This window comes from Neorhizobium sp. IRS_2294 (assembly GCF_050500145.1).
GTDB classification, from domain to species: domain Bacteria; phylum Pseudomonadota; class Alphaproteobacteria; order Rhizobiales; family Rhizobiaceae; genus Neorhizobium; species Neorhizobium soli.
The window spans coordinates 2,829,575-2,851,897 of sequence record NZ_CP191439.1 but is presented as its reverse complement, the minus strand read 5'-3'; the positions used below and the strand labels follow the sequence as shown (position 1 = coordinate 2,851,897).

Sequence of the window (22,323 nt, the reverse complement as noted above, 5' to 3'; positions counted from 1 at the left end):
TTCTACCCAAGAGCCTTACCGGCGGATCAAGGAGAAGCGGCCTCATGCGCAAATATTCGGTTTTCGCCATAGCCCGCGAGGCACTGCGCGCCCACAAGGGATGGGAGGCGCAGTGGACCTCTCCCGAGCCGCGCAGCTCTTACGACGTCATCATCGTCGGTGCCGGCGGTCATGGTCTGGGTGCCGCCTATTATCTCGCCAAGGAACACGGCATCACCAATGTCGCGGTGATCGAGAAGGGCTGGCTCGGCGGCGGCAATACCGGCCGCAACACGACCATCATCCGCTCGAACTATCTCTATGAAGAGAGCATGGACATCTACGAGCATTCCCTCAAGCTGTGGGAAGGCCTGAGCCAGGAGCTCAACTACAACGTCATGTATTCGCCGCGCGGCGTGATGATGCTGTCGCACAACATCCATGACCAGCAGTCGTTCAAACGCCATATCAATGCCAACAGGCTTTATGGCATCGACAACGAGTGGCTGACGCCGGAACAGGCCAAGGCCTTCGTTCCGGTTCTCGATATTTCGAAGACGGCGCGCTACGCCATCAATGGTGCTGCCCTGCAGCGCCGCGGCGGCACAGCCCGCCACGATGCCGTCGCCTGGGGCTATGCGCGCGCGGCGGCCGATCGCGGCGTCCATATCATTCAGAACTGCGAAGTCACCGGCATCCGCCGCGGACCGGGTGGCGAAGTTCAGGGCGTCGAGACTTCCAAAGGCTTTATCGGTGCCAACAAGGTCGGCGTATCGGCGGCCGGCCATTCGTCGGTCGTCATGGAAATGGCAGGTGTTCGCGTGCCCCTGCATTCCAACCCGCTGCAGGCGCTGGTGTCGGAACCGCTGAAACCCATCTTCCCTTGCGTCGTCATGTCGAACACGGTCCATGCCTATATCTCGCAGTCCGACAAGGGCGAGCTGGTGATCGGCGCCGGTACCGACCAGTATAATTCATACTCGCAGACCGGCGGCCTGCAGATCATCACCCATACGCTTGATGCGATCTGCGAACTGTTTCCGATCTTCCGCAGGGTCAAGATGATGCGGCAGTGGGGCGGCATTACCGACAACACGCCGGATAGGTCGCCGATCCAGGGTGTCACGCCGGTTCCGGGACTGTTCGTCAATTGCGGCTGGGGAACCGGCGGCTTTAAGGCGACGCCCGGCTCGGCCAACCTGTTTGCGCATCTGATCGCCAAGGGCGAAGCGCATAAGCTGGCGTCGGGTCTCAATCTCGACCGGTTCCGCACGGGCCGCCTGATCGACGAGGCAGCTGCTGCTGCCGTCGCGCACTGATAGTGAGGGGATAGACCAGATGCTTTTGATCCACTGCCCCTATTGCGAAGAAGATCGCTCGGAACTGGAATTTCGCTGGGCCGGCGAGGCGCATATTGCCCGGCCGGAGAATATCGCGGCAATATCCGACGAGGAGTTCGCGGAGTTCTTCTTCCTGCGCAACAACGAGAAGGGTCTCACCTATGAACGGTGGAGGCATATTCACGGCTGCGGCCGCTTCTTCAACGCGGCCCGCGATACGGTGAGCGACAGGTTCCTGATGACCTACAAGGCGGGTCTGCCGAAACAGCCGATCCCGGTCGCAAGCCATGCTGCGGCGGTTGCCGAGGAAAAGACCGTCGAAACCTGGGAAGCTACGGAAGGAGACGCGAGATGAGTTCTTCTTCCAACTCGGGCGAATTCCGCATCAAGGGCGCCGGCCGTCATACGCCGGCCCGCACGGCGCGCTTCACATTCGACGGCAAAAGCTACACGGCGCTGGAGGGCGATACGGTCGCGTCAGCGCTTCTGGCGCATGGCGTGCATCTGCTCGGCCGCTCGTTCAAATACCACCGCCCGCGCGGCATCCTGACATCAGGTCCGGAAGAGCCGAATGCGCTGCTCGACGTGTCTCGCGATGCCGCTCGCCGTCAGCCGAACGTGCGCGCCACGGTGCAGGAAGTGTTCGATGGCGCAAAGATCGCCTCGCAGAACCGCTGGCCGTCGCTGAAATACGATATCGGCGCGTTCAACGACATGCTGTCGCCGTTCTTCGCCGCCGGTTTCTACTACAAGACCTTCATGTGGCCGCGGGAAGCCTGGCACAAACTCTATGAGCCGATCATCCGTCGCGCTGCGGGTCTGGGCGAAGCGCCGAAGGAAGCGGATCCCGATCATTACGCCAGCCGCTACGTGCATTGCGACGTGCTGATCGCCGGCGCCGGTGTCGCCGGCCTGACGGCGGCACTTTCGGCGGCGGCAACGGGCAAAAAGGTCATTCTCGTTGACGAACAGCCGGAAGTCGGCGGTGCGCTGCATTTCGACAGTTCCACGGTGATCGACGGCCAGAACGGTTTCGACTGGGCGCAGGCCATGGCTGCAAAGCTGAAGGCGATGCCCAACGTCACCGTGCTCACCCGCACCACTGTGTTTGGCTATTACAATCACGGTTTCCTAGGCCTTGTGGAACGGGTGACCGACCATGTCGCGCTTCCGGGCAGGGACCTGCCGCGTGAGCGTCTCTGGCAGGTGCGTGCGAAAAAGGTCGTGCTGGCGACCGGCTCGATCGAACGGCATATGGTGTTTGCCAACAATGACCGGCCGGGCATCATGCTGGCGTCTGCCGCGCGCAGTTTCCTCAACCATCACGGCGTTGCCGTCGGCCGCAATGTCGGCGTCTATACCGCCCATGACAGCGCCTATGAGGCGGCGTTCGACCTGAAGCGGGCGGGTGTCTCGATCGCTGCGATCGTCGACAGCCGCAGCCATCCGGGTGATGGTGTGCTTGCCGAGGCCCGTGCGCTCGGGATCGACGTGCTGACAGGCCATGCCGTGACCGACACGTCCGGCCGGCTGCGGATCAACTCCATCACCGTCACCCGCAATGGCGGCGCCAATGCGCGCAAGATCAAGGTTGACGCGCTGCTCATCTCGGCAGGCTGGACTCCGTCAGTGCATCTGTTCTCGCAGTCTCGCGGAAAACTGCGCTTCGACGAGGCAAACCAGCGGTTCCTGCCGGATATCTACGCCCAGAACTGCATCTCGGTCGGGGCCTGCAACGGAACCGACGATCTGGCGGACCTGATCGACGAGGCGATTGCCGCAGGCGGCGGTGCAGCTGTGGTCTCGGGCGAAAACCGGTTCGAATGGACCGGCGGCATGATCGGTGCGGCCGAAGGGGCGGGACCGGAGGATGCGGTCAAGGCGTTCGTCGATTTCCAGCATGACGTGACCGCCAAGGACATCCGTCTTGCGGTGCGCGAAGGCATGCATTCGATCGAGCATATAAAGCGCTTTACGACCAATGGCATGGCGTCCGACCAGGGCAAGCTTTCCAACATGCATGGTCTCGCCATCGCGTCGGAAATGCTCGACCGGCCAATCCCGCAGGTGGGGCTCACCACGTTCCGTGCGCCATACACGCCTGTCACCTACGGCACGCTGATTGCCCATTCGCGCGGCGACCTGTTCGATCCGGCCCGCAAGACGCCGATGCATGCGCTCGAAGCGGCTGAGGGCGCCGAGTTCGAGGATGTCGGCAACTGGAAGCGCGCCTGGTATTTTCCAAAGCGCGGCGAAGACATGCACGCAGCCGTCAACCGCGAGTGCAGAACCGTGCGTGAGGTCGGCGGCGTGTTCGATGCCTCGACGCTCGGCAAGATCGAGGTGGTTGGCCCGGATGCGGCGAAATTCCTCAATCTTCTCTACACCAATGCCTGGGATACGCTGAAACCCGGCAAGAGCCGTTATGGGATCATGACGCGGGAAGACGGGTTCATCTATGACGACGGTGTCGTCGGGCGCCTGGCGGAAGATCGTTTCCATGTGACGACCACGACCGGCGGCGCGCCGCGGGTGCTGCAGCATATGGAAGACTATCTGCAGACGGAATTTCCTCATCTCAACGTCTGGCTGACATCGACCACCGAACAATGGGCTGTCATCGCAGTTCAGGGTCCGAAAGCGCGCGAGATCATCGCGCCGTTCATCGACGGGCTCGACATTGCCAACGAAGCCTTCCCGCATATGAGCGTTGCGGAGTGCACGATCATGGGCGTGCCCGGGCGGCTGTTCCGCATGTCGTTTACCGGCGAACTCGGGTTCGAGGTCAATGTCCCCGCCGATTTCGGAGCGGCGGTGTGGAAGGCGATCTGGGAACGGGCGCAATCGATGGGGGCCTGCCTCTACGGCACGGAAACCATGCACGTTCTTCGCGCCGAAAAGGGCTATATCATCGTCGGCCAGGATACGGACGGCACGGTCACCCCTGACGATTCCGGTTATGGCTGGGCTGTCTCGAAGAAGAAGACCGATTTCGTCGGCATCAGAGGGCTGAAGCGTCCGGACCTTGTGCGCGAGGGACGCAAGCAGCTGGTCGGCCTGTTCACCAAGGATCCGAAGGATGTGCTGGAAGAGGGCGCGCAGATGGTTGCCGATCCGAACCAGCCGAAGCCGATGACCATGCTCGGCCATGTGACCTCGTCCTACTGGTCGGAAACTCTCGGCCGATCGATCGCGATCGCGCTGGTTGCCGGCGGACGCGCAAAGATGGGCAGCACGCTCTACGTGCCGATGGCCGACAGGACGATTTCGGTGGAAGTGACCGACATGGTGTTCTTCGACAAGGAAGGAGGCCGCATCAATGGCTGATTTTGCAATGGCTCAGCGCGTAGTCCCGATGACCGGTTTTCACGGCGGATCTTCCGTCGTCCGGCTCGAACCGGCAGCTCCGGCCGGCCGCATTTCGCTGCGGGCGAAGGCGCAGGATGTATCCGCACTTTCAGGCTCGCTCGGCGTCGATCTGCCGGTCAGGCCGAAGACGTCCGCATCCGCCAATGGCCGCACCGCGCTATGGCTCGGACCGGACGAGTGGCTGGTGATCGACGAAAGCGAAAGCGGCCTGATGACCGCTGCCGCCAATTCCGGTGTGCTGCATTCCGCGACCGACGTGTCTCACCGCAACACCGCGATCCTGATTTCGGGTCCGGGTGCGGAGGCCGCGATCAACACGGGTTGCCCGCAGGATCTGTCGCTTTCAGTCTTTCCGGTCGGTGCCTGCTCGCGCACGCTGTTTGGCAAGGTGGAAGTGGTGCTTCTGCGCACGGGCGAGGAGGCGTTCCGGATGGAAGTATGGCGGTCGTTTTCCGACTACGCCTTCGGCCTTCTTTCGGAGGGCGCGAAAGACGCTGCGCTCTAGCTCTTCGACCATCGCCTGACTTGAATTGGGTTCGACAATACCGCACCCTCCCATTGCAGAATGGGAGGGTTTTTTATGGTGGACGCTGGTTGGCCGGATATTCAGTGGGTCTTGCTCGGGATCGCTGCCGCCATTGCCGGGGGCGCGGTGGCTGCGAAGTTGTCCGGTGTCGAACTGTGGAAGGGCATTCTGGTCGGCGGAGTAGCGGTCATTGCGGCGCTACTGGCTTCGCTCGTGCCGGGGATCGACCGCAGTCTGTCGATGCCGATCGCCGGGTTGATCGCGGCCGGGATTTCCGGTTCTGCGCTGGGGCTGACGGCATCCCGGACGGCGCCCCTTCTGATCGGTGCCGCCTTGCCGCCACTCATCGGGTTGCTGATGATGGAATTGGGATGACGCGACAGGAGATGAACGGGAGGTAACTCAGGCGTCTTCCGGCCGATCCTTCGGGTCGAACTGGACGATAGTGATCCAGGTGGCGGTCAGTGCCGGCTTTTTCTCGTTCTCGATCTCGATCGAAACCTCGTATGTGGTCATCAGCATGCCGGCGCCGCGGAAGCGGCTGTCGGCCAGCGTGAAGTGGCCGCGGACCCGCGCGCCACTCTTGACGGGCGACATGAAGCGGACCTTGTCGAACCCGTAGTTGATCCCCATCGTCTGTTCGCGGATTTTCGGCATGGTCTCGTAGTTCATGGCCGACAGCAGCGACAGCGACAGAAAGCCGTGAGCGATGGTGCCGCCGAATGGGCTTTCGGCCTTGGCGCGCTCTGGATCCACGTGGATAAACTGATGATCGAGCGTCGCATCGGCGAACTGGTCGATCATTGTCTGGTTGACGGTAATCCAGTCGGAAACACCCAGTTCCTGACCGACCAGTCCTGCAACATCGGCGAGGGAAATTTCACGCATGCGCTGCTCTTTCCGTTGGTTGTGATGCGGACTCTTACAGGCTTTGAAGGACTTGGCGACAGGTTTTTGCAGTGCATCAATTTTCGATGCAAAAGCTGACCGACCGGGGGGCAAGTGCCGTATCCCACGGCTGGTTATCAGGATAACAACGCCAGTTCGGGCCGGGAAGGGCGAAGGTTTGCGGGGTGTGGCCGCGGTTGACGATGATGGCGAGCCGCGTGGCCTTTTCGGTCGTTGCATCGTCGGTTTTCAGCATGAAACCGAGGACCGGATTGGCGGGGTTTTCCCAGTCGGAGACCTGCATCGGCTGGCCGCTTGGCGAGATCCATTCGATATCGCCATCGCCCGTGAGCAGGCTGGTTTCGGAGAATACGGAGAACCGTTTGCGGAGGGCTGAAAGCATTGCCGTGTGCTCGACCAGCGCCTCGTCGAGCGTTGCCCAGTCCATCCAGGTGATCTCGTTATCCTGCGCATAGGCGTTGTTGTTGCCGAGCTGGGAGCGACCGGCCTCGTCGCCCATCGTCAGCATGATCGTGCCTCGGCTGGCAAACAGCGTCGAGAGCAGGGCTTCGGCGTCCCTTCGACGGTCGGCGAGGATATCGCGGTCGCGGGTCACGCCTTCGGCGCCATTGTTCCAGGACATGTTGTCGCCGTGACCGTCGCGGTTGTCTTCGCCGTTCGCCTCATTGTGCTTGTGCTCGTTGGACACGAGATCCATCAGCGTGAAGCCGTCATGGGCGGCGAGGAAATTGACCGTGCGCGTGTGTCCGGAGAAAAGGTCAGACGAGCCGGCAAGCCGGGTGGCGAGCGCGCCTGTCGTCCACTCGTCGCCGCGCCAGTAACGGCGGATGTCGTCGCGGGCGCGGTCGTTCCACTCGAGGAATTTTTCCGGAAAATTGCCGAGCTGATAGCCGCCGGGGCCGATATCCCAGGGTTCGGCGATCATGACGCGGTCTTTCAGGACCTCGTCTTCGAGCATCGTGGTCAGCGTTTCGCTATCGGCATCGAAACCGTTCGAGGTGCGACCGAGGATCGGTGCAAGATCGAAGCGGAAGCCGTCGACGCCTGCATGAATGACGAAATGGCGCAACGTATCGACGATCAGGCGCCGGACTTCGGGATGGTCGCAGGCGAGCGTGTTGCCGGTACCGGTGTCGTTGATGAGAAGGCCGGGCTCACCCTGCGCGTGACGATAATAGGCGAGGTTGTCGATCCCGCGCATCGACAGCGTGGCACCGTAGCGATCGCTTTCGCCCGAATGGTTGAACACGAGATCGAGGATGACGCCGATGCCGGCCTCGTGCAGGGTGGCGACGGTGTCGCGCAGTTCCTCAACCCCGCCCGGGCAAAGGCGCGGGTCGAGCGCCATGAAGGCGATGGGATTGTAGCCCCAGCCATTGGTGAGACCCAGCGACGGGAGGTGCCGTTCGTCGATCCAGGCGGTGATTGGCATCAGCTCGATCGCGTCGACGCCGATCCTTTTGAGATGGGCGATGATCGCTGGATGCGCGAGCGCCGCGACCGTGCCGCGGATATCTTCCGGCACGTCGGGGTGGAGAATGGTGAAGGGTTTTACGGCGACTTCGTAGATCAGTCCGCCGGCGTTAAACCGCGGCGCCTCGATCTTGGCTGCGACGTGCTCCGTGACGATTGCCTTGGGCACCAGGCCGGCCGTGTCGAAGTTGAACTGCGAGAGGTTCGGATCGTAGACGAAGGGGCGGTCGAGTTCTTTGGCGTAGGGGTCGACAAGCAGTTTCGACGGGTCGAACCAGAGGCCTTTATCCGGATCGTAGATGCCATGGGCACGAAAACCGTAGCGCTGGCCGGGTCTGATCGAGGGAAGGTCGATGCGGTAAAGGTTGTCGTCGCCGCGCGTCATCGGGTGGCGGGCGGTTTCCGTCTCGCCATCGGCATCGAACAGGCAGAGTTCGATCTTTTCCGCATGCTGCGACCAGACCGAGAATTCCGCCATCTTATCCAGGAGAACAGCGCCGCGTCTTTGAGCGTGTGCGTGAGACATATCGGGTTCCTTATCGCTCATCCATTTCGCCAGCGACCGTGCGTTCGCGGCTGACAATCAGCCTGCCTTCTCTCGGCTTGGTGGGAAGAAGAGACATGTCCTATGGAAGTAGGGTCCCGTGTCGCTGCGGCAAATCCTTCTCCCCGATTGCGGGGAGAAGGTTGCTGTCGCCGGATGAGGGGCAATGTCACCCGGCAGCCTCGATCAGGTGATCACCGTCGGGGCATCCCGGCCGGAGCGCTTCTTGAGATCCGAAATCTCGTCTGCCACTGCGATCAGGTCGGCGAGCGCCGTCTGGGTCTCGATGTCGTGGCGGCTGGCATCGGGTTCGTAGCGCTCGACATAGACGCGGATCGTCGCACCCGACGTGCCGGTGCCCGACAGGCGGAACACGACGCGGGAGCCACCTTCGAACAGGATGCGGATGCCCTGGTTCTTCGAAACGGAGCCGTCGATCGGGTCGAGATAGGCGAAATCGTCAGCAAATTCGACCTTGAGTGCGCCGAAGGTCTGGCCGGGGAGCGTCGGGAGCTTTTCGCGCAGGGCCGCCACGAGAGCGTTCGCTGCATCCGAATCCACTTCCTCGTAGTCGTGGCGGGAATAGTAGTTGCGGCCGTATTCGGCCCAATGCGACTTGACGATTTCAGCGACGCTCTCGTTTCTGGCTGCCATGATATTCAGCCAGAACAGAACCGCCCAGAGGCCGTCCTTTTCGCGCACGTGGTCGGAACCGGTGCCGAAGCTTTCCTCGCCGCAGACGGTGGCCTTGCCGGCATCGAGCAGATTGCCGAAGAACTTCCAGCCGGTCGGCGTTTCGTACATGCCGATCTTCAGCTTTTCGGCCACGCGGTCGGCTGCCGCACTTGTCGGCATCGAACGGGCAATGCCTGCAATACCCTTGGCGTAGCCCGGTGCGAGCGTCGCGTTTGCTGCGATGATCGCCAGGCTGTCCGACGGTGTCACGAACATGCCCTTGCCGACGACCATGTTGCGGTCGCCGTCGCCATCGGAGGCGGCACCGAAATGCGGGCCGCTCTTGCTCATCACGTCGTCATAGAGTTCCTTGGCATGGACAAGGTTCGGGTCCGGATGATGACCGCCGAAATCGGGAAGCGGGGTCGCGTTGCGTACCGAGCCCTCGGGCGCACCAAGCCGGTTCTCGAAGATTTCCACGGCATAGGGGCCTGTGACGGCGCCCATCGAATTGATCGCAATGCGGACGCCGCTCGCAAGCAGGGCACGGATTGCCACGAAATCGAACAGCTGCTCCATCAGTTCGGCATAGTCAGCGACCGGATCGATGACCTGGACTTCCATTCCGGAGATCTTGAACGTTCCGACGTCATCGAGGTCGATATCGGCCGCATCAGCGATCTTGTAGGTGTCGATGACCTTGGTACGGGCATAGATCGCATCGGTGATCTTTTCAGGCGCCGGGCCGCCGTTGCCGGTGTTGTACTTGATGCCGAAATCTTCGTTCGGGCCGCCGGGATTGTGGCTGGCCGACAGGATCAGGCCGCCGAAGGCGTGGTATTTGCGAATGATGTTGGAGGCGGCCGGCGTCGACAGGATACCGCCCTGGCCGACCATGACCTTGCCGAAGCCGGAGGCCGCGGCCATCTTGATCGCCTTCTGGATGACTTCGCGGTTGTAATAGCGGCCGTCGCCGCCGATCACCAGCGTCTTGCCGGCAAATCCCTCGAGACTGTCGAAGATCGCCTGGATGAAGTTTTCGGCGTAGTTTTCCTGGGCGAAGACGGGCACCTTCTTGCGCAGGCCGGAGGTTCCAGGCTTCTGATCCTGATAGGGCGTGGTCGATACGGTTTTGATCATCTCAAATGCCTTTTCTTGCAAGTAGGTCGGAATAGAGCGCGGCATAGAGGCCAGCACTCCTGTCCCAGGAAACGTCGGATTTCATGCCCTGCTTCTGCATTTCCGTCCAGACATCAGGGTCTTTGTAGAGACGGATGGCGCGGCGCAGGGCGCGGCCAAGATTGTCGGCTGTTGCCGGGCCGAAGGAGACACCGGTTGCGGCCTTCGCAGCGAGTGCGGCGGGGCTAGCGTCGATGACCGTGTCGTTGAGGCCACCGGTGCGGGCAACGACCGGGATGCAGCCGTAACGCAGACCGTAAAGCTGGGTGAGGCCACACGGCTCGAACCGGGAGGGGATGATGATGGCATCGGAGCCGCCCTGAAGCAGGTGCGACAGCGGCTCGTCATAGGTGGTCAGAACCGAAACGCTGCCCGGATGGCGGCCTGCAGCGGCGTGAAATGCGGTTTCGAGCGCCTGATCGCCGGAGCCGAGCACCGCCAGCCTGCCGCCGGCTTCGACAAGGTTGTCGATCTCCTGCGCCAGCAGATCCATGCCCTTCTGCGAGGTGAGGCGGGAGATGACGCAAAACAGCGGACCGTCGCTTTCGACGAGGCCGAACCGCTCCTCGATCGCCCGCTTGTTGCCGGCGCGGCTTGCAAGGCTTTCGGCACCGTAGCGGGTGTGCAGGTTGATGTCGGTTTCCGGGTCCCAGATTTCAGCGTCGATGCCGTTGACGATACCCGTCAGATCCACGGAGCGGCGGGAGAGCAGACCCTCGAGCCCCATGCCGTATTCGCCGCTCAGAATTTCCTCGGCATAGGAGGGAGAAACGGTAGAGATTGCCCAGCTCGTCTCCAGCCCGGCTTTCAAATAGCTGATGCCGCCGAAATATTCGATCCCGTCCATCGCAAAGGCATGGTCCGGCAGACCGAGAAAGGGGAAGATATCGGCGCCGAACATGCCCTGGAACGCGATGTTGTGAATGGTGATCAGCGTCGGGATTTCGGGCGTTTCCGAGTAGCGCATAAAGGCCGGAAGCATGGCCGCCTGCCAGTCATGGACATGTGCGATGTCGGGCCGCCAGCCCGCGATACCGTCCTGCGCGATGATCGCACCCGCCTTGGACAGTGCCGCGAAGCGTCTCCAGTTGTCGGGATGGTCCTTGCCCGTCTGATCGAGATAGGGGCCGCCCGGCCTGTCGAAGAACATGGGGCAGTCGAGCACCAGGAGGTCTAGCCCCTGGTGCGTGACTTCGAGGATATCGGCACTGGCACCGAGAAGGTCGTCGAAACTCATGACGAGTTTTGCATCCTTCAGCACCCGCATGACAGCCGGATAGCCCGGCATCAGGGTCTTCATCGAGACGCCCTGGCTCTTGAGTGCCAGCGGCAGTGCGCCGGCCACATCGGCGAGGCCGCCGGTTTTTACCAGCGGAAAGACTTCGGACGCGACCGACAGAACATTCATCGGAGGATCCCGTTCACAGCTCGAGCTTGTCGATCATCGCCTGGGTGATCAGGCAGATACCGCTCTCGGTGCGGCGGAAGCGCTTGGCATCGAGTTCCGGATCCTCCCCGACGATCAGGCCTTCCGGAATGGTCACGCCGTGGTCGATGATGACGTCGCGAAGCTGGGCGCGCCGTCCGATCCGCACGTTCGGCAGCACAACCGCGCCTTCGAGCTTGGAATAGGAATTGGCGCGCACGCCGGTAAACAGCAGGCTTCGGTTGAGCGACGAGCCTGAAATGATGCAGTCGCCGGAAATGACCGAGGACGTCGCGGAACCGCGGCGGTTTTCGTCGTCATGCACGAACTTTGCGGGCGGCGTGATTTCGCCGAAGGTCCAGATCGGCCAGGACTTGTCGTAGAGATCGAGACCGGGGACGATTTCTGTCAGGTCGATATTGGCCTGCCAGTATGCGTCCACCGTCCCTGCATCGCGCCAGTAGGGCTCGCGCTCGAAATCGGACCGGACGCAGCTATCGGCAAAGCGGTGCGCGACGGCCTTACCGTGCTCGACGATATAGGGAATGATATCCTTGCCGAAGTCCCGGCTGGAGCCTTCGGCTTCCGCGTCGCGCTTCAGCGCTTCGATCAGAAATTTGGTGTGGAAGACGTAGATGCCCATCGAGGCCAGCGCGAAATCGGGATTGCCGGGAATTCCCGGCGGGTCGGCCGGCTTTTCGACGAAATCGATGATCTCGTCCTTCTCGTTGACATGCATGACGCCGAAGCCCGTGGCTTCCATGCGCGGAACCTCGAGGCAACCGACGGTGACGTCGGCGCCGGAGTTCACGTGCTGCTGCAGCATGTACTCGTAGTCCATCTTGTAGACGTGGTCGCCGGCAAGGATTACCATGTATTCCGGCGCGTAGCCTTCGATGATGTCGATGTTCTGGAACACTGCGTCGGCCGTGCCTTCATACCATTGCGTTTCCGAAACGCGCTGGGAGGCGGGCAGGATGTCGAAGCTTTCATTGCGCTCTGAACGCAGGAAGTTCCAGCCGCGCTGCATGTGGCGGATCAGCGAATGCGCCTTGTACTGGGTCGCAACGCCGATGCGGCGGATGCCGGAATTCAGCGCGTTCGACAGCGCGAAATCGATGATGCGCGCCTTGCCGCCGAAGTAGACCGCTGGCTTGGCGCGGCGATTCGTCAGTTCCTTCAGGCGACTGCCGCGGCCGCCGGCCAGGACATAGGCCATCGCGTCGCGTGAGAGTGGCTGTATGCGTTTGTCGTTCATGGTTCTCCCTCCCGGTCGTTATTGCAATTCCAGCATGATCGTCGCCAGAGGCGGCAACGTGATGTCGGCGGTGATCGTTCCTCCCGCATTCACCGCCTGCACGCGTCCGCCATTCCCCTTGCCGGTGCCGCCATAGATCTCGGCATCGGTGTTGAGGATTTCCCGCCATCTGCCCTCGCTTGGCAAGGGAATACGGTAATTTTCCCGGTAGACCGGGGTGAAATTCGTGATCACCGCCACCGGCTTTTCCCCCGGCGCCATACGCAGCCAGGCAAACACGGAGTTTTCGGCATCATCGGCAATCAGCCAGCGGAACCCTTCGCTCTCGCAATCGCGGGCATGCAGGGCGGGCTTGGAGCGGTAGCAGAAGTTCAGATCGCGGACGAGACGGCGCATGCCTTCGTGCGGGCTGTATTGCAGCAGATTCCAGTCCAGCGACCGCTCCTCGCTCCATTCGCTCCACTGGGCAAATTCCTGGCCCATGAACAGCAGCTTCTTGCCCGGATAACCCCACATGAACCCGTAATAGGCGCGCAGATTGGCGAATTTCTGCCAGTCGTCGCCGGCCATCTTGGCGATCAGCGACCCCTTGCCGTGCACGACTTCGTCATGGCTGAGGGGCAGGACAAAGTTTTCGGAATAGGCGTAGACCATGCCGAAGGTGATGGCGCTGTGGTGATGCTTGCGGTGAACAGGCTCGCGCGCGAGATAGCTCAGCGTGTCGTGCATGAAACCCATGTTCCACTTGAACCCGAAGCCGAGACCGCCTTCGTGGACCGGCGCCGAGACTTTGGGCCAGGATGTGGATTCTTCGGCAATGGTCATCACACCGGGATGATTGCCGTAGGAAAGCGAGTTCATCTTCTGCAGGAAGCGGACAGATTCCAGGTTCTCGCGGCCGCCATATTCGTTCGGTACCCATTCGCCCTCGCGGCGGGAATAGTCGAGATAGAGCATCGAGGCAACCGCATCGACACGCAGGCCATCGAGGTGGAATTTCTCCGACCAGTAGAGCGCGTTGTTGACGAGGTAGGACAGGACTTCCAGTCGGCCGAAATTGTAGATCGCCGTGTTCCAGTCGGGGTGGAAACCCTGGCGCGGATCTTCATGCTCGTAGAGTGCGGTACCGTCGAAATGGCGAAGCCCGTGCGCATCGACCGGAAAGTGGGCGGGCACCCAGTCGAGGATGACGCCGATGCCGACCTTGTGGCAGCCGTTGACGAAGCGGGCAAAGCCTTCCGGCTCGCCGAAACGGGCCGACGGAGCATAGAGGCCGGTGGTCTGGTAGCCCCAGGACGGATCATAGGGATGTTCGGTAATCGGAAGGAATTCGATATGGGTAAAGCCCATGTCGGTGCAGTAGGGGATTAGTTCGGCGGCAAGCTCGTCCCACGAGAGGAACGAACCATCCTGCTTGCGGCGCCATGACCCGGCGTGCACTTCGTAGATCGAGATCGCCTGCCGGCGGTGATCGGCCTTTTCCCAGAATTCGCGGTGCGCCTCGTCATCCCACTTCTGCACCAGTTCCGGCGTGGTGACGGACGCCGTCTTCGGGCGCATTTCGGCGCGCCGGGCGTAAGGGTCGGCCTTGAGGGGCAGAACTTCGCCGTTGCTGCCGACGATCTCGAACTTGTAGGGGGTGCCAGCCAGGATATCGGGCGCGAAGATTTCCCAGATGCCGGTGTCTTGACGCAGCCGCATGATGTGGCGGCGGCCATCCCAGGTGTTGAAATCGCCAACGACAGAGACGCGCTTGGCATTCGGTGCCCAGACGGCGAAGTGATATCCCTCTACGCCCTCGTGCTTCATCGGATGGGCGCCCATCTTGTCGAACAGGCGCAGATGCGATCCCTCGCGGACGAAATAATCGTCCATCGGTCCCAGAACCGGGCCGAACGAGTAGGGGTCCGTCACCGCCCACTCGTCATCACCGCGGCGGGCGCGGTAACGGACGGGCTGGCGTTGCGAGGCGGAGACGATGCCTTCGAAATAACCGGCTTCGTGGCGGCAGGTGAGTTCCCCCAGTTCCGTGCCGTTCAGCGCCGTGGCCGTGACGGCCTCGGCGCCGGGGATGAAACAGCGGACCCTGTAGACGTCCCCGACCTTGTGCAGGCCGAGAACGGCAAAGAGGTTTGTATGCCTGCCTTCCAAAATCGCCTCGATCTCGGATAACGGGATTTCTCCAGGAGCTCTCCCGTCATCGAGCGTACGCGGCGCTTTTGTCATCAGGCTCTCCAGATTTCCGACGCGTATTGGCGAATGGTTCTATCGGAGGAGAACCAACCCATGCGGGCGGTGTTGAGAATAGTCTTCGAATACCATGATTTAGGGTCCGACCAGATTTGGTCAACGCTGCGCTGCGCTGCTGCGTAAGCATCGAAGTCGGCGGCAACCATGAACCAGTCGTGATTGTAGATCCCGTCCATCAGGACCGTGAAACGCGACCGGTCATCCGGAGAGAACACGCCTGTCGCGATGGCATTCAGGGCCTGTGCAAGTTCCGGAGACTGGTCGATAACGGCGCGGGGATCGTGGCCCTCGTCGCGGACCTTCTGCACCTCGTCGGCCTTCAGGCCGAAAATGACGATGTTGTCTTCCCCGACATGGTCACGCATTTCGACATTGGCGCCGTCGAGCGTGCCGATCGTCAGTGCCCCGTTCAGGGCAAACTTCATGTTGCCGGTTCCCGACGCTTCCATGCCGGCCGTCGAGATCTGCTCGGAAAGATCGGCCGCGGGGACCATGATCTCGGCGAGAGACACGTTGTAGTTCGGTATGAAGACGATCTTCAGGAGACCGCGCACCGATGGGTCGTTGTTGATGACGCGAGCGACGTCGTTGGCCAGCTTGATGATCAGCTTGGCGTTGTGGTAGCTCGGCGCCGCCTTGCCGGCGAACAGTTTGACACGCGGCACCCAGTCGAGTTCCGGATGCGAGCGGATCTGGTCGTAGAGCGCTACCGCCTCGATGATGTTGAGGAGCTGGCGCTTGTATTCGTGGATGCGCTTGATCTGGATGTCGAACATGGCCGACGGATCGAGCCTGATGCCCATGCGGCTGCCGACCAGATTGGCAAGTGCGATCTTGTTGGTGCGTTTGATCGCCGCAAACTTGTCCTGGAACGAGCTGTCGCTTGAGAATTTCTCAAGATCTGTCAGCGCCTCGGTGTCATCAAGGAATTTGTCGCCGATGGCGTCCTGGATCAGCGAAGTGAGGCCCGGATTGCACTGCATCAGCCAGCGGCGAGGGGTGATGCCGTTGGTCTTGTTGTTGATGCGTGTGGGATAGAGCGTGTGCAGGTCCTGGAACACAGTGACCTTCATCAGGTCGGTATGCAGGGCCGAGACGCCGTTGATCGAATGCGAGCCGACAAAGGCAAGGTTGCCCATGCGCACGCGGCGCTCGCCACCCTCGTCGATCAGCGAGATCGAACGGATCTGGGTTTCGGAGAAGTTCTTCAGCTTGCGCGCTTCCAGCAAGATCTTGGTGTTGATCGCATAGACGAGCTGCATGTGGCGCGGCAGCAGGCGCTCGAACAACGGTACCGGCCAGCTTTCCAACGCCTCGGGCAGAAGCGTGTGGTTGGTGTAGGAGAAGGTCTTGCGGACAATTTCCCAGCTCTCGTCGAAATCCACGCCGTGGATGTCGACCAGAAGGCGCATCAGTTCGCCGATCGAAATCGCCGGATGGGTGTCGTTGAGCTGGATCGCGACCTTGTCGGGAAGATTGGTGAAGTCCGGATACTGCTGCAGGTGGCGGCGCAGGATGTCCTGAAGCGAGGCCGAGGAGAAGAAGAATTCCTGGCGCAGGCGCAGTTCCTGGCCGGCCGGGTTGGCATCGGCCGGGTAGAGGACGCGGGTCAGGCTTTCGGCCTTGTTGCTTTCGCGCAGCGCGCCGATGTGGTCACCGGCATTGAAGGCATCGAGCAGGATCGGATCGATCGGCTGGGCCGACCAGAGGCGCAGCGTGTTGACGCGCTTGCCGCGCCAGCCGACGATCGGGGTGTCGTAGGCCATGGCGATGACGCGTTCGGCCGGCTTCCAGACGTAGCGCGGCGCATCGTCGTAACCGCCGACGGTATCGACCGTGCCGCCGAAGCCGATTTCGTAGGAGCTTTCGCGGCGCTCGAATTCCCAGGGGTTGCCGTGGGCAAGCCAGGTTTCCGGCAGTTCCACCTGCCAGCCGTCGGCCATCTGCTGACGGAACAGGCCGTGGACATAGCGGATACCGTAGCCGTAGGCCGGGATCTCGACGGTTGCCATGCTTTCCATGAAACAGGCGGCGAGACGGCCGAGGCCGCCGTTGCCGAGGGCGGCATCGGGTTCGAGGCCGGCAATGACAGCCACATCGACGCCGAGCGATGTCAGCGCGTCGCGAATTTCCGACATCAGGCCGAGATTGCTGACGGCATCGCGCATCAGGCGGCCGATCAGGAATTCCAGCGATAGATAGTAAACGCGCTTCTCGCCGGTCTTGTAGACCTTGCGGGTCGAATCCATCCACCGGTCGATAATGCGGTCGCGCACCACGAGGATCGTTGCGGTCAGCCAGTCATGCGGCTTGGCGACCTGCGCATCCTTGCCGATCCGGTAGGTCAGGCGCTCGATGATCTCCTCTGCCATGATTTCAGGCCGGGAGCTGCGTGGTGCCGGAAAGGGGAGTTCGACGTTAGAAGAGGTCTTGTCCATGTCGCGCTAACTTTCTGGTTAAGCGTGAGAATTGCGTCCGATTCGGACCCTCGTTGAAGATCTGGGAAACCAGTTATGCACCGTTACGAAACGCTTGCAACGGGCAATGATATTGGTCTTGAAATATGTCATGGGCATGTAAAATCGCAAAAAAGCAAAACCCCGCCGGTTGGACGGGGTTCTGCAAATAATCAAACGTTCCGAGAGACTTAGACTGCCGTCTAGTTGGTGAGGCGAACCGCGGATTTTGCCGCCTTGTTGGCGATATCGCCGAACGCGTTGACGAGATCGGTCATGTCTTCAGGCTCGTAATAGTAGTCGCTGGCGCTTGCGCAGGTGCTCAGCAGCGACTTGCCCTTGTCCGGCGCCATGAAGGCAACGGTGAAGATCTTGATGCCATCGGCCTTGGCGGTTTCGCACTGGCTGCGCACTGTTCTGTCCAGCGCCGGATTCCAGTTGGCGCTTTTGCCGGTCATCTCGCCATCCGTCATCAGCACAATGTAGCGGTTGAAGGTGGCATTGCCCTTGGCCGTATGCGCCGTTGCCTCGGTCGTGTTGCTCGATTTCAGCGCATTCAGTGCGAGGGTCATCGCGCCGCTGGCATCGGTGCCGCCGGTCGGAACGCTTGGAAGCGCCGCCACGTACTTGGCAGCCTCGGTCGTACCCCATGTCATCGGTGTCGGAGACTGCGTCTCATCGGTGTAGGAAACCGCACCGACACGGATCAGCGTATTTTTCGGGTCGGACGTCTTCAGCGACGTGAACAGCCCCGTCGCCGCCGTCTGCAGGGCCTCGATCTTGCGGATGTAGCAGGGCCAGTAGAAGGCGACCGACGGCCAGTCAGCGTTGGTGTAGTTGTCACAGTAGGACCGCAGTGTATTCCTGTCGCTGGTGACAAAGGACATCGAGCCGGACCGGTCAAGCGCCAGGTACATCGAGATGCCGTTGGTCGTTTCCGAACTGCTGGATGCCGTGGCCGCGATATTCAGCGTGATGGACTGGCCGCCGATCATGCTGGTGATCGGGTTCAGCTTCATCGTGTACTTGGTGTTGAGCGCCACCGTATAGCCCTTGCTGGAAGCGCTGTTGTTGGTGGTTTTGGCGCTGACGGCGGTGGCCTTGCGGATCGCCTCCTGCTGCGCTGCCTTTTCTTCAGGTGTGGCGTTCGCGTCTATGCCATTGGCAAGGATCTGGCCGGCAAGGTAGTCGGTCGCCAGTTCCTGGGCGTCCTTCTCGTTCATGCCTTTCTGGGCCATCGATGAGGCAGCTGCCAGTGCCGCGGAATCCGCCAGACCCTGCATCTTGCTCTTGATCTGCATGGCATTGGTGAAATCAAGCGCGACGCCCGCCGAACCCAGGAGGATGGGCAGGAGCACCGCTGTCATAAGGCCGAAATTTCCGTCGCGGTTCTTGGCAAACCGCGTCCAAATTGATGCTGTCATCGCACTTACCCCCGTGCCGAAACCGCGCAACTCATTTGCACTAACACGTGGTCTTGATAGCGCGGAGCGGGTGGAGGAACCGCTAAATCAACCCTTAAAAATTGAACCAACACGACGATTCAGCGCCAAAACGGGTCTATCTGACCGGTATCACATCAACCCCCTGGATGATCTTTCGATTTCCGTAACCTTTGAGCACGCCGATGACAGGTGCGATATCGGAATAGTCACGGCCGTAGGCGACAACGATATGGTCGGTGCCGGCCATGATGTCGTTGGTGGGGTCCAGTTCGACATAGCCGACCGCCTCGCCGCACCAGACCTTGACCCAGGCATGCATCGCGTCGGCGCCTTCCAAACGCTCCTTGCCCGGGGGCGGCAGAGTGCGCAGGAAGCCCGAAACATAACCTGCGGGGATGCCGAGGCTGCGCAGCGCCGTGATCATGATATGGGCAAAGTCCTGGCAGACGCCGCGCTTCAGCTTGAAGGCCTCGCGCGGGGTTGTGTCGACCTTGGTCGCCTTGGAGTCATACTTAAAGTCGTCGTAGATGCGGGTGCAGAGCTCCTTTGCGATCTCCAGCACCGTCTGGTCCGGCTTGACGACGTCGCGGGCATAGGCGGCAATCTGCGGATCTTCGGGCAGGCGAGGGCTTGCGCCCGTCAGGTTGTGCGGCGAGCCGCCGTCGACGCTAAGATACGCTGCAAGCTCCCGCCTCAAGCCATCGAGCCGTGGCGACAGATCCGCGGAGATCGTCGGAGTCTCGACCATGACGCGCGCCTGCATACGGATGTCGAACCGCTCATGCGGCGCGCGCAGCAGGATTGAGGTCGCCTGCTGGCCGAAGAAATCGATGAAGGTGGCCTTCTCCTCGGCGTTCGGCGTAACGGTGATGGTGCCGGCGATCAGTCGCTGGCGATCGGGCAGCGACAAAGGCAGGACGCGGATCACATGCCGTGCGACCGAGGCCGGCTGGTCATAGACATAGCCCATGTGCATGGAGAGGTCGTAGAGCATGGCGTTTCCTCTCTCCCGCTCAGTTGAAATAGGTTCGGGCGAGAATATCGGAAAGCCGTTCAAGCTCCTGCTCGAGCTTGCGATAAACCTCCACATCCATGCCCTCGGGGGTCATGACCGCAAGGCCCGAATGCAACCGCATCGCTTCCCTGTAGAAAGGCGACATCTGGCCGTTGAGGACGGCATTCGGCAGCTGCTCGACTTCAGTGCGGATCTCGGCCAGCTGGAACAGGATCGAACGCGGGTTGAGCGGATCGAGCGCCAGGAGGTCGGCGACTGTCAGCCGCGCGGTGTTGACGTTGTAGCGGCGACGATGGGTCATGACGCTGTCGCCGATTTCAAGCAGCATGTCGAGCGAACCATCCGGTGCGTCCGGGCCGGACATATGGGCGAGCAGCCGCGTCATATGCAGGCCGCGCTCAAGGTAACGACCGATGGAAAGAAAACGCCAGCCGGTGAAGCGATACATGTTTTCGTGCACGAGACCGGCAAAACCCGCCAGTTTGCGCAGAAGGATGGTGCTGGCATGGGCGGCATCGTCGCCCGGTTGTGCGGTCTCATGAAAGCGCTTGGTGGTCTTGGCAAGGTCCGTCAGGGCCAGCCAGCCATCCGGCGAAAAGCGGTCGCGGATGTTGCTGGCCGAATAGATGGCGCTGTTGAGGTGGGACAGAAGCGGCGCCGGCACGGCCTTTGCCATGTCCATATCGATCGACTTCAGATAGCCGGCGACGTCGACCAGAAGCGGCGCGTCGGGATCTGCTGACTCCGCGTAGCGCAGGTGCCAGGAGCGCAGGATGCGCAACGCACCTTCCGAGCGCTCGATATAGCGACCAAGCCAGAACAGATTGTCGGCGGCGCGCGAAGGCAGCGACCCCGGCATGTTGCGGGTAAAGCTTTCTTCGGGCGGCAGCAGGGTCGGCTTGTCGACGGGCTTGTCGGAAACGATCCAGACATCGGCCGCGGTGCCGCCGGCCTGCATGGCGATTGCGGCCACGTCGTCGCCGGAGCCGATACGGGCAAAACCGCCGGGCATAAGCTGCCAGCCATCTTCGGTGCGGGCGGCAAAGACGCGCAGCGACATCGGACGCGGCACCAGCTTGCCTTCGACATAGGCAGGCGTGGTCGACAGTGTCACGACTTCCTGTCCGACGAGCTTGGCGCCTTCGCTCGACAGCCATTCGCCGATCGATTCCTTTGCGGTCTCCCTCAGGGCTGATCCGAGGACGGACTGGCCGTTGTCGTCGAAGAAGGGCAGGCCGGAATAGGCCGGGCCGATCACCATCCGCCCGATATTCTTGGCCACATGGTCCCGCTCGGCCTTCTGGCCGCACCACCAGGTCGCGATCGATGGCATGATCGGCGCTTCGCCGAGAAGGCGGCGGCAGATGGCGGGCATGAAGGCGAGCAGCGCCCGGGTTTCGAGGATACCGGAGCCGAGCGCATTGACGAGTGTCAGCGACCCGGACCGCAGCGCCTGCACCATGCCGGGCGTGCCGATATGGGAGCTCTGGTTCAATTCCATCGGATCGGCATAGGAGGCGTCGAGGCGGCGCCAGAGAACGCCGATGGGTTTCAGACCCGCAGCAGTGCGGACCATGACGCGGTTGTTGAGAACGGTCAGGTCCTCGCCTTCCAGCAGCATGAAACCGAGATAGCGGGCGATATAGGCGTGTTCGAAATAGGTTTCGTTGGCGGGGCCGGGGGAAAGAACCGCGATCCGGTCGTCGGGATATTGCTTGTGGCTCTGCAGCGCATCGCGGAAGGCGCCGAAGAAGGAGGCGAGGCGGTGGACATGGCTTTCGGCATAGATATCCGACAGCGCGCGCGTGGTGGCGACGCGGTTTTCCAGCGCAAAGCCTGCGCCGGATGGAGCCTGCGTGCGGTCGGCGAGAACCCACCAGTCGCCATCCGGACCGCGGCCGATTTCGAACGAACAGAAATGAAGGTAATGGCCGCTGACCGGCTTTACGCCCACCAGCGGGCGCAGGAATTCCGGGTTGCCGGCGACCAGCTGCGGCGGCAGGAAGCCTTCCTCGACCAGCTTGTTGTCGCCGTAGATATCGGCAAGCATCGCTTCGAGAAGGTCGGCGCGCTGCTTGAGGCCGCGGGAGATCTCTTCCCATTCCTTTTCTGCGATCAGAACCGGAATATGGCTGATCGGCCACGCCCGTTCGCCGCTGCCGCTGCCGGCCGTGCTGCCGGGTGCGGCATAGGTGCGGTAGAACACGCCGGCATCGCGAAGATAGCGGTTGGCGCGGGCAAACCGTTCGTGCAGCTCGGCTTCCGAGAGACGGCTCAGATGCGCGATCAGGTTCTCCCACACCGGCTTGATACGGCCTTCGGCGTCTAGCATCTCGTCGGTGACGCCGGCCAAGGCGGCGTAGCCGAGGATCGGGTCAATGCCGATCTCGCCAACGCCTGCTTCCGCCTTGGCGCTCTCTGTTGCCGGTCCGTTGGACATGGCTTGCTGTCAACTCCAGTTAAAACCCAGGTGGTCCGT

Annotated in this window: 15 protein-coding genes; 5 read left to right on the top strand and 10 right to left on the bottom strand. The window is 61.7% G+C overall.

Going from position 1 to position 22,323, the window contains the following annotated elements:
• The first annotated feature begins 44 nt into the window (after positions 1-44).
• From ACQY1K_RS13830 to ACQY1K_RS13810, 5 genes are all read left to right on the top strand, one after another.
• Positions 45-1,298 carry a sarcosine oxidase subunit beta family protein gene (locus tag ACQY1K_RS13830; protein ID WP_430257616.1) on the top strand — a complete coding sequence of 418 codons (1,254 nt, stop codon included), beginning with the start codon at positions 45-47 and terminating at the stop codon, positions 1,296-1,298.
• Positions 1,299-1,317: 19 nt separating this feature from the next.
• A complete protein-coding gene (locus tag ACQY1K_RS13825) occupies positions 1,318-1,674 on the top strand; it encodes a sarcosine oxidase subunit delta (RefSeq protein WP_062582165.1) in 357 nt (118 codons plus the stop codon).
• Positions 1,671-4,646: a sarcosine oxidase subunit alpha gene (locus ACQY1K_RS13820; RefSeq protein WP_430257615.1), complete on the top strand. Its 2,976-nt coding sequence runs from the start codon at positions 1,671-1,673 to the stop codon at positions 4,644-4,646. Before ACQY1K_RS13825 ends, ACQY1K_RS13820 begins: the two co-directional genes overlap by 4 nt.
• Positions 4,639-5,193: a sarcosine oxidase subunit gamma gene (locus tag ACQY1K_RS13815; protein WP_430257614.1), complete on the top strand. Its 555-nt coding sequence runs from the start codon at positions 4,639-4,641 to the stop codon at positions 5,191-5,193. The genes ACQY1K_RS13820 and ACQY1K_RS13815 overlap by 8 nt, the downstream gene beginning before the upstream one ends.
• Positions 5,194-5,268: 75 nt before the next feature.
• Complete coding sequence (locus ACQY1K_RS13810) at positions 5,269-5,589, top strand: hypothetical protein (protein ID WP_113109735.1); 321 nt, start codon at positions 5,269-5,271, stop codon at positions 5,587-5,589.
• Positions 5,590-5,616: 27 nt separating this feature from the next.
• On the opposite strand, the gene ACQY1K_RS13805 is transcribed toward ACQY1K_RS13810, so the two are convergent.
• The 10 genes from ACQY1K_RS13805 to ACQY1K_RS13760 form a co-directional block, all read right to left on the bottom strand.
• Positions 5,617-6,102, bottom strand: a complete 486-nt coding sequence (locus ACQY1K_RS13805) for a MaoC family dehydratase (protein WP_062461045.1) — start codon at positions 6,100-6,102, stop codon at positions 5,617-5,619.
• Positions 6,103-6,178: 76 nt separating this feature from the next.
• Complete coding sequence (gene glgX / locus ACQY1K_RS13800) at positions 6,179-8,122, bottom strand: glycogen debranching protein GlgX (RefSeq protein ID WP_430257613.1); 1,944 nt, start codon at positions 8,120-8,122, stop codon at positions 6,179-6,181.
• Between the two features lie 204 nt (positions 8,123-8,326).
• Complete coding sequence (locus ACQY1K_RS13795) at positions 8,327-9,955, bottom strand: alpha-D-glucose phosphate-specific phosphoglucomutase (RefSeq protein WP_430257612.1); 1,629 nt, start codon at positions 9,953-9,955, stop codon at positions 8,327-8,329.
• A gap of 1 nt (position 9,956) precedes the next feature.
• Positions 9,957-11,402, bottom strand: coding sequence for a glycogen synthase GlgA (glgA, locus tag ACQY1K_RS13790; RefSeq protein WP_430257611.1), 1,446 nt, complete (start codon positions 11,400-11,402; stop codon positions 9,957-9,959).
• 13 nt (positions 11,403-11,415) lie between these two features.
• Positions 11,416-12,678: a glucose-1-phosphate adenylyltransferase gene (gene glgC / locus ACQY1K_RS13785; RefSeq protein WP_430257610.1), complete on the bottom strand. Its 1,263-nt coding sequence runs from the start codon at positions 12,676-12,678 to the stop codon at positions 11,416-11,418.
• 18 nt (positions 12,679-12,696) lie between these two features.
• Positions 12,697-14,904 carry a 1,4-alpha-glucan branching protein GlgB gene (gene glgB / locus ACQY1K_RS13780; protein WP_113167161.1) on the bottom strand — a complete coding sequence of 736 codons (2,208 nt, stop codon included), beginning with the start codon at positions 14,902-14,904 and terminating at the stop codon, positions 12,697-12,699.
• The gene (locus tag ACQY1K_RS13775) at positions 14,904-17,366 is read right to left on the bottom strand and encodes a glycogen/starch/alpha-glucan phosphorylase (protein WP_062461031.1); all 2,463 of its coding nucleotides are present in this window, start codon (positions 17,364-17,366) and stop codon (positions 14,904-14,906) included. Before ACQY1K_RS13775 ends, glgB begins: the two co-directional genes overlap by 1 nt.
• Before the next feature lie 221 nt (positions 17,367-17,587).
• Positions 17,588-18,808 carry a vWA domain-containing protein gene (locus tag ACQY1K_RS13770; protein WP_062461028.1) on the bottom strand — a complete coding sequence of 407 codons (1,221 nt, stop codon included), beginning with the start codon at positions 18,806-18,808 and terminating at the stop codon, positions 17,588-17,590.
• 136 nt (positions 18,809-18,944) lie between these two features.
• Complete coding sequence (locus tag ACQY1K_RS13765) at positions 18,945-19,823, bottom strand: transglutaminase family protein (RefSeq protein WP_430257609.1); 879 nt, start codon at positions 19,821-19,823, stop codon at positions 18,945-18,947.
• 19 nt (positions 19,824-19,842) lie between these two features.
• Complete coding sequence (locus ACQY1K_RS13760) at positions 19,843-22,284, bottom strand: circularly permuted type 2 ATP-grasp protein (protein WP_430257608.1); 2,442 nt, start codon at positions 22,282-22,284, stop codon at positions 19,843-19,845.
• Positions 22,285-22,323 lie beyond the last annotated feature (39 nt).

Coding starts and splice junctions, on each gene's coding strand:
- ACQY1K_RS13795 (WP_430257612.1), bottom strand. CDS start 9,955: ATGATCAAAACCGTATCGACCACGCCCTATCAGGATCAGAAGCCTGGA.
- ACQY1K_RS13760 (WP_430257608.1), bottom strand. CDS start 22,284: ATGTCCAACGGACCGGCAACAGAGAGCGCCAAGGCGGAAGCAGGCGTT.
- glgX (WP_430257613.1), bottom strand. CDS start 8,122: ATGTCTCACGCACACGCTCAAAGACGCGGCGCTGTTCTCCTGGATAAG.
- ACQY1K_RS13815 (WP_430257614.1), top strand. CDS start 4,639: ATGGCTGATTTTGCAATGGCTCAGCGCGTAGTCCCGATGACCGGTTTT.
- ACQY1K_RS13830 (WP_430257616.1), top strand. CDS start 45: ATGCGCAAATATTCGGTTTTCGCCATAGCCCGCGAGGCACTGCGCGCC.
- glgA (WP_430257611.1), bottom strand. CDS start 11,402: ATGAATGTTCTGTCGGTCGCGTCCGAAGTCTTTCCGCTGGTAAAAACC.
- glgC (WP_430257610.1), bottom strand. CDS start 12,678: ATGAACGACAAACGCATACAGCCACTCTCACGCGACGCGATGGCCTAT.
- ACQY1K_RS13765 (WP_430257609.1), bottom strand. CDS start 19,823: ATGCTCTACGACCTCTCCATGCACATGGGCTATGTCTATGACCAGCCG.
- ACQY1K_RS13805 (WP_062461045.1), bottom strand. CDS start 6,102: ATGCGTGAAATTTCCCTCGCCGATGTTGCAGGACTGGTCGGTCAGGAA.
- ACQY1K_RS13825 (WP_062582165.1), top strand. CDS start 1,318: ATGCTTTTGATCCACTGCCCCTATTGCGAAGAAGATCGCTCGGAACTG.
- glgB (WP_113167161.1), bottom strand. CDS start 14,904: ATGACAAAAGCGCCGCGTACGCTCGATGACGGGAGAGCTCCTGGAGAA.
- ACQY1K_RS13775 (WP_062461031.1), bottom strand. CDS start 17,366: ATGGACAAGACCTCTTCTAACGTCGAACTCCCCTTTCCGGCACCACGC.
- ACQY1K_RS13770 (WP_062461028.1), bottom strand. CDS start 18,808: ATGACAGCATCAATTTGGACGCGGTTTGCCAAGAACCGCGACGGAAAT.
- ACQY1K_RS13810 (WP_113109735.1), top strand. CDS start 5,269: ATGGTGGACGCTGGTTGGCCGGATATTCAGTGGGTCTTGCTCGGGATC.
- ACQY1K_RS13820 (WP_430257615.1), top strand. CDS start 1,671: ATGAGTTCTTCTTCCAACTCGGGCGAATTCCGCATCAAGGGCGCCGGC.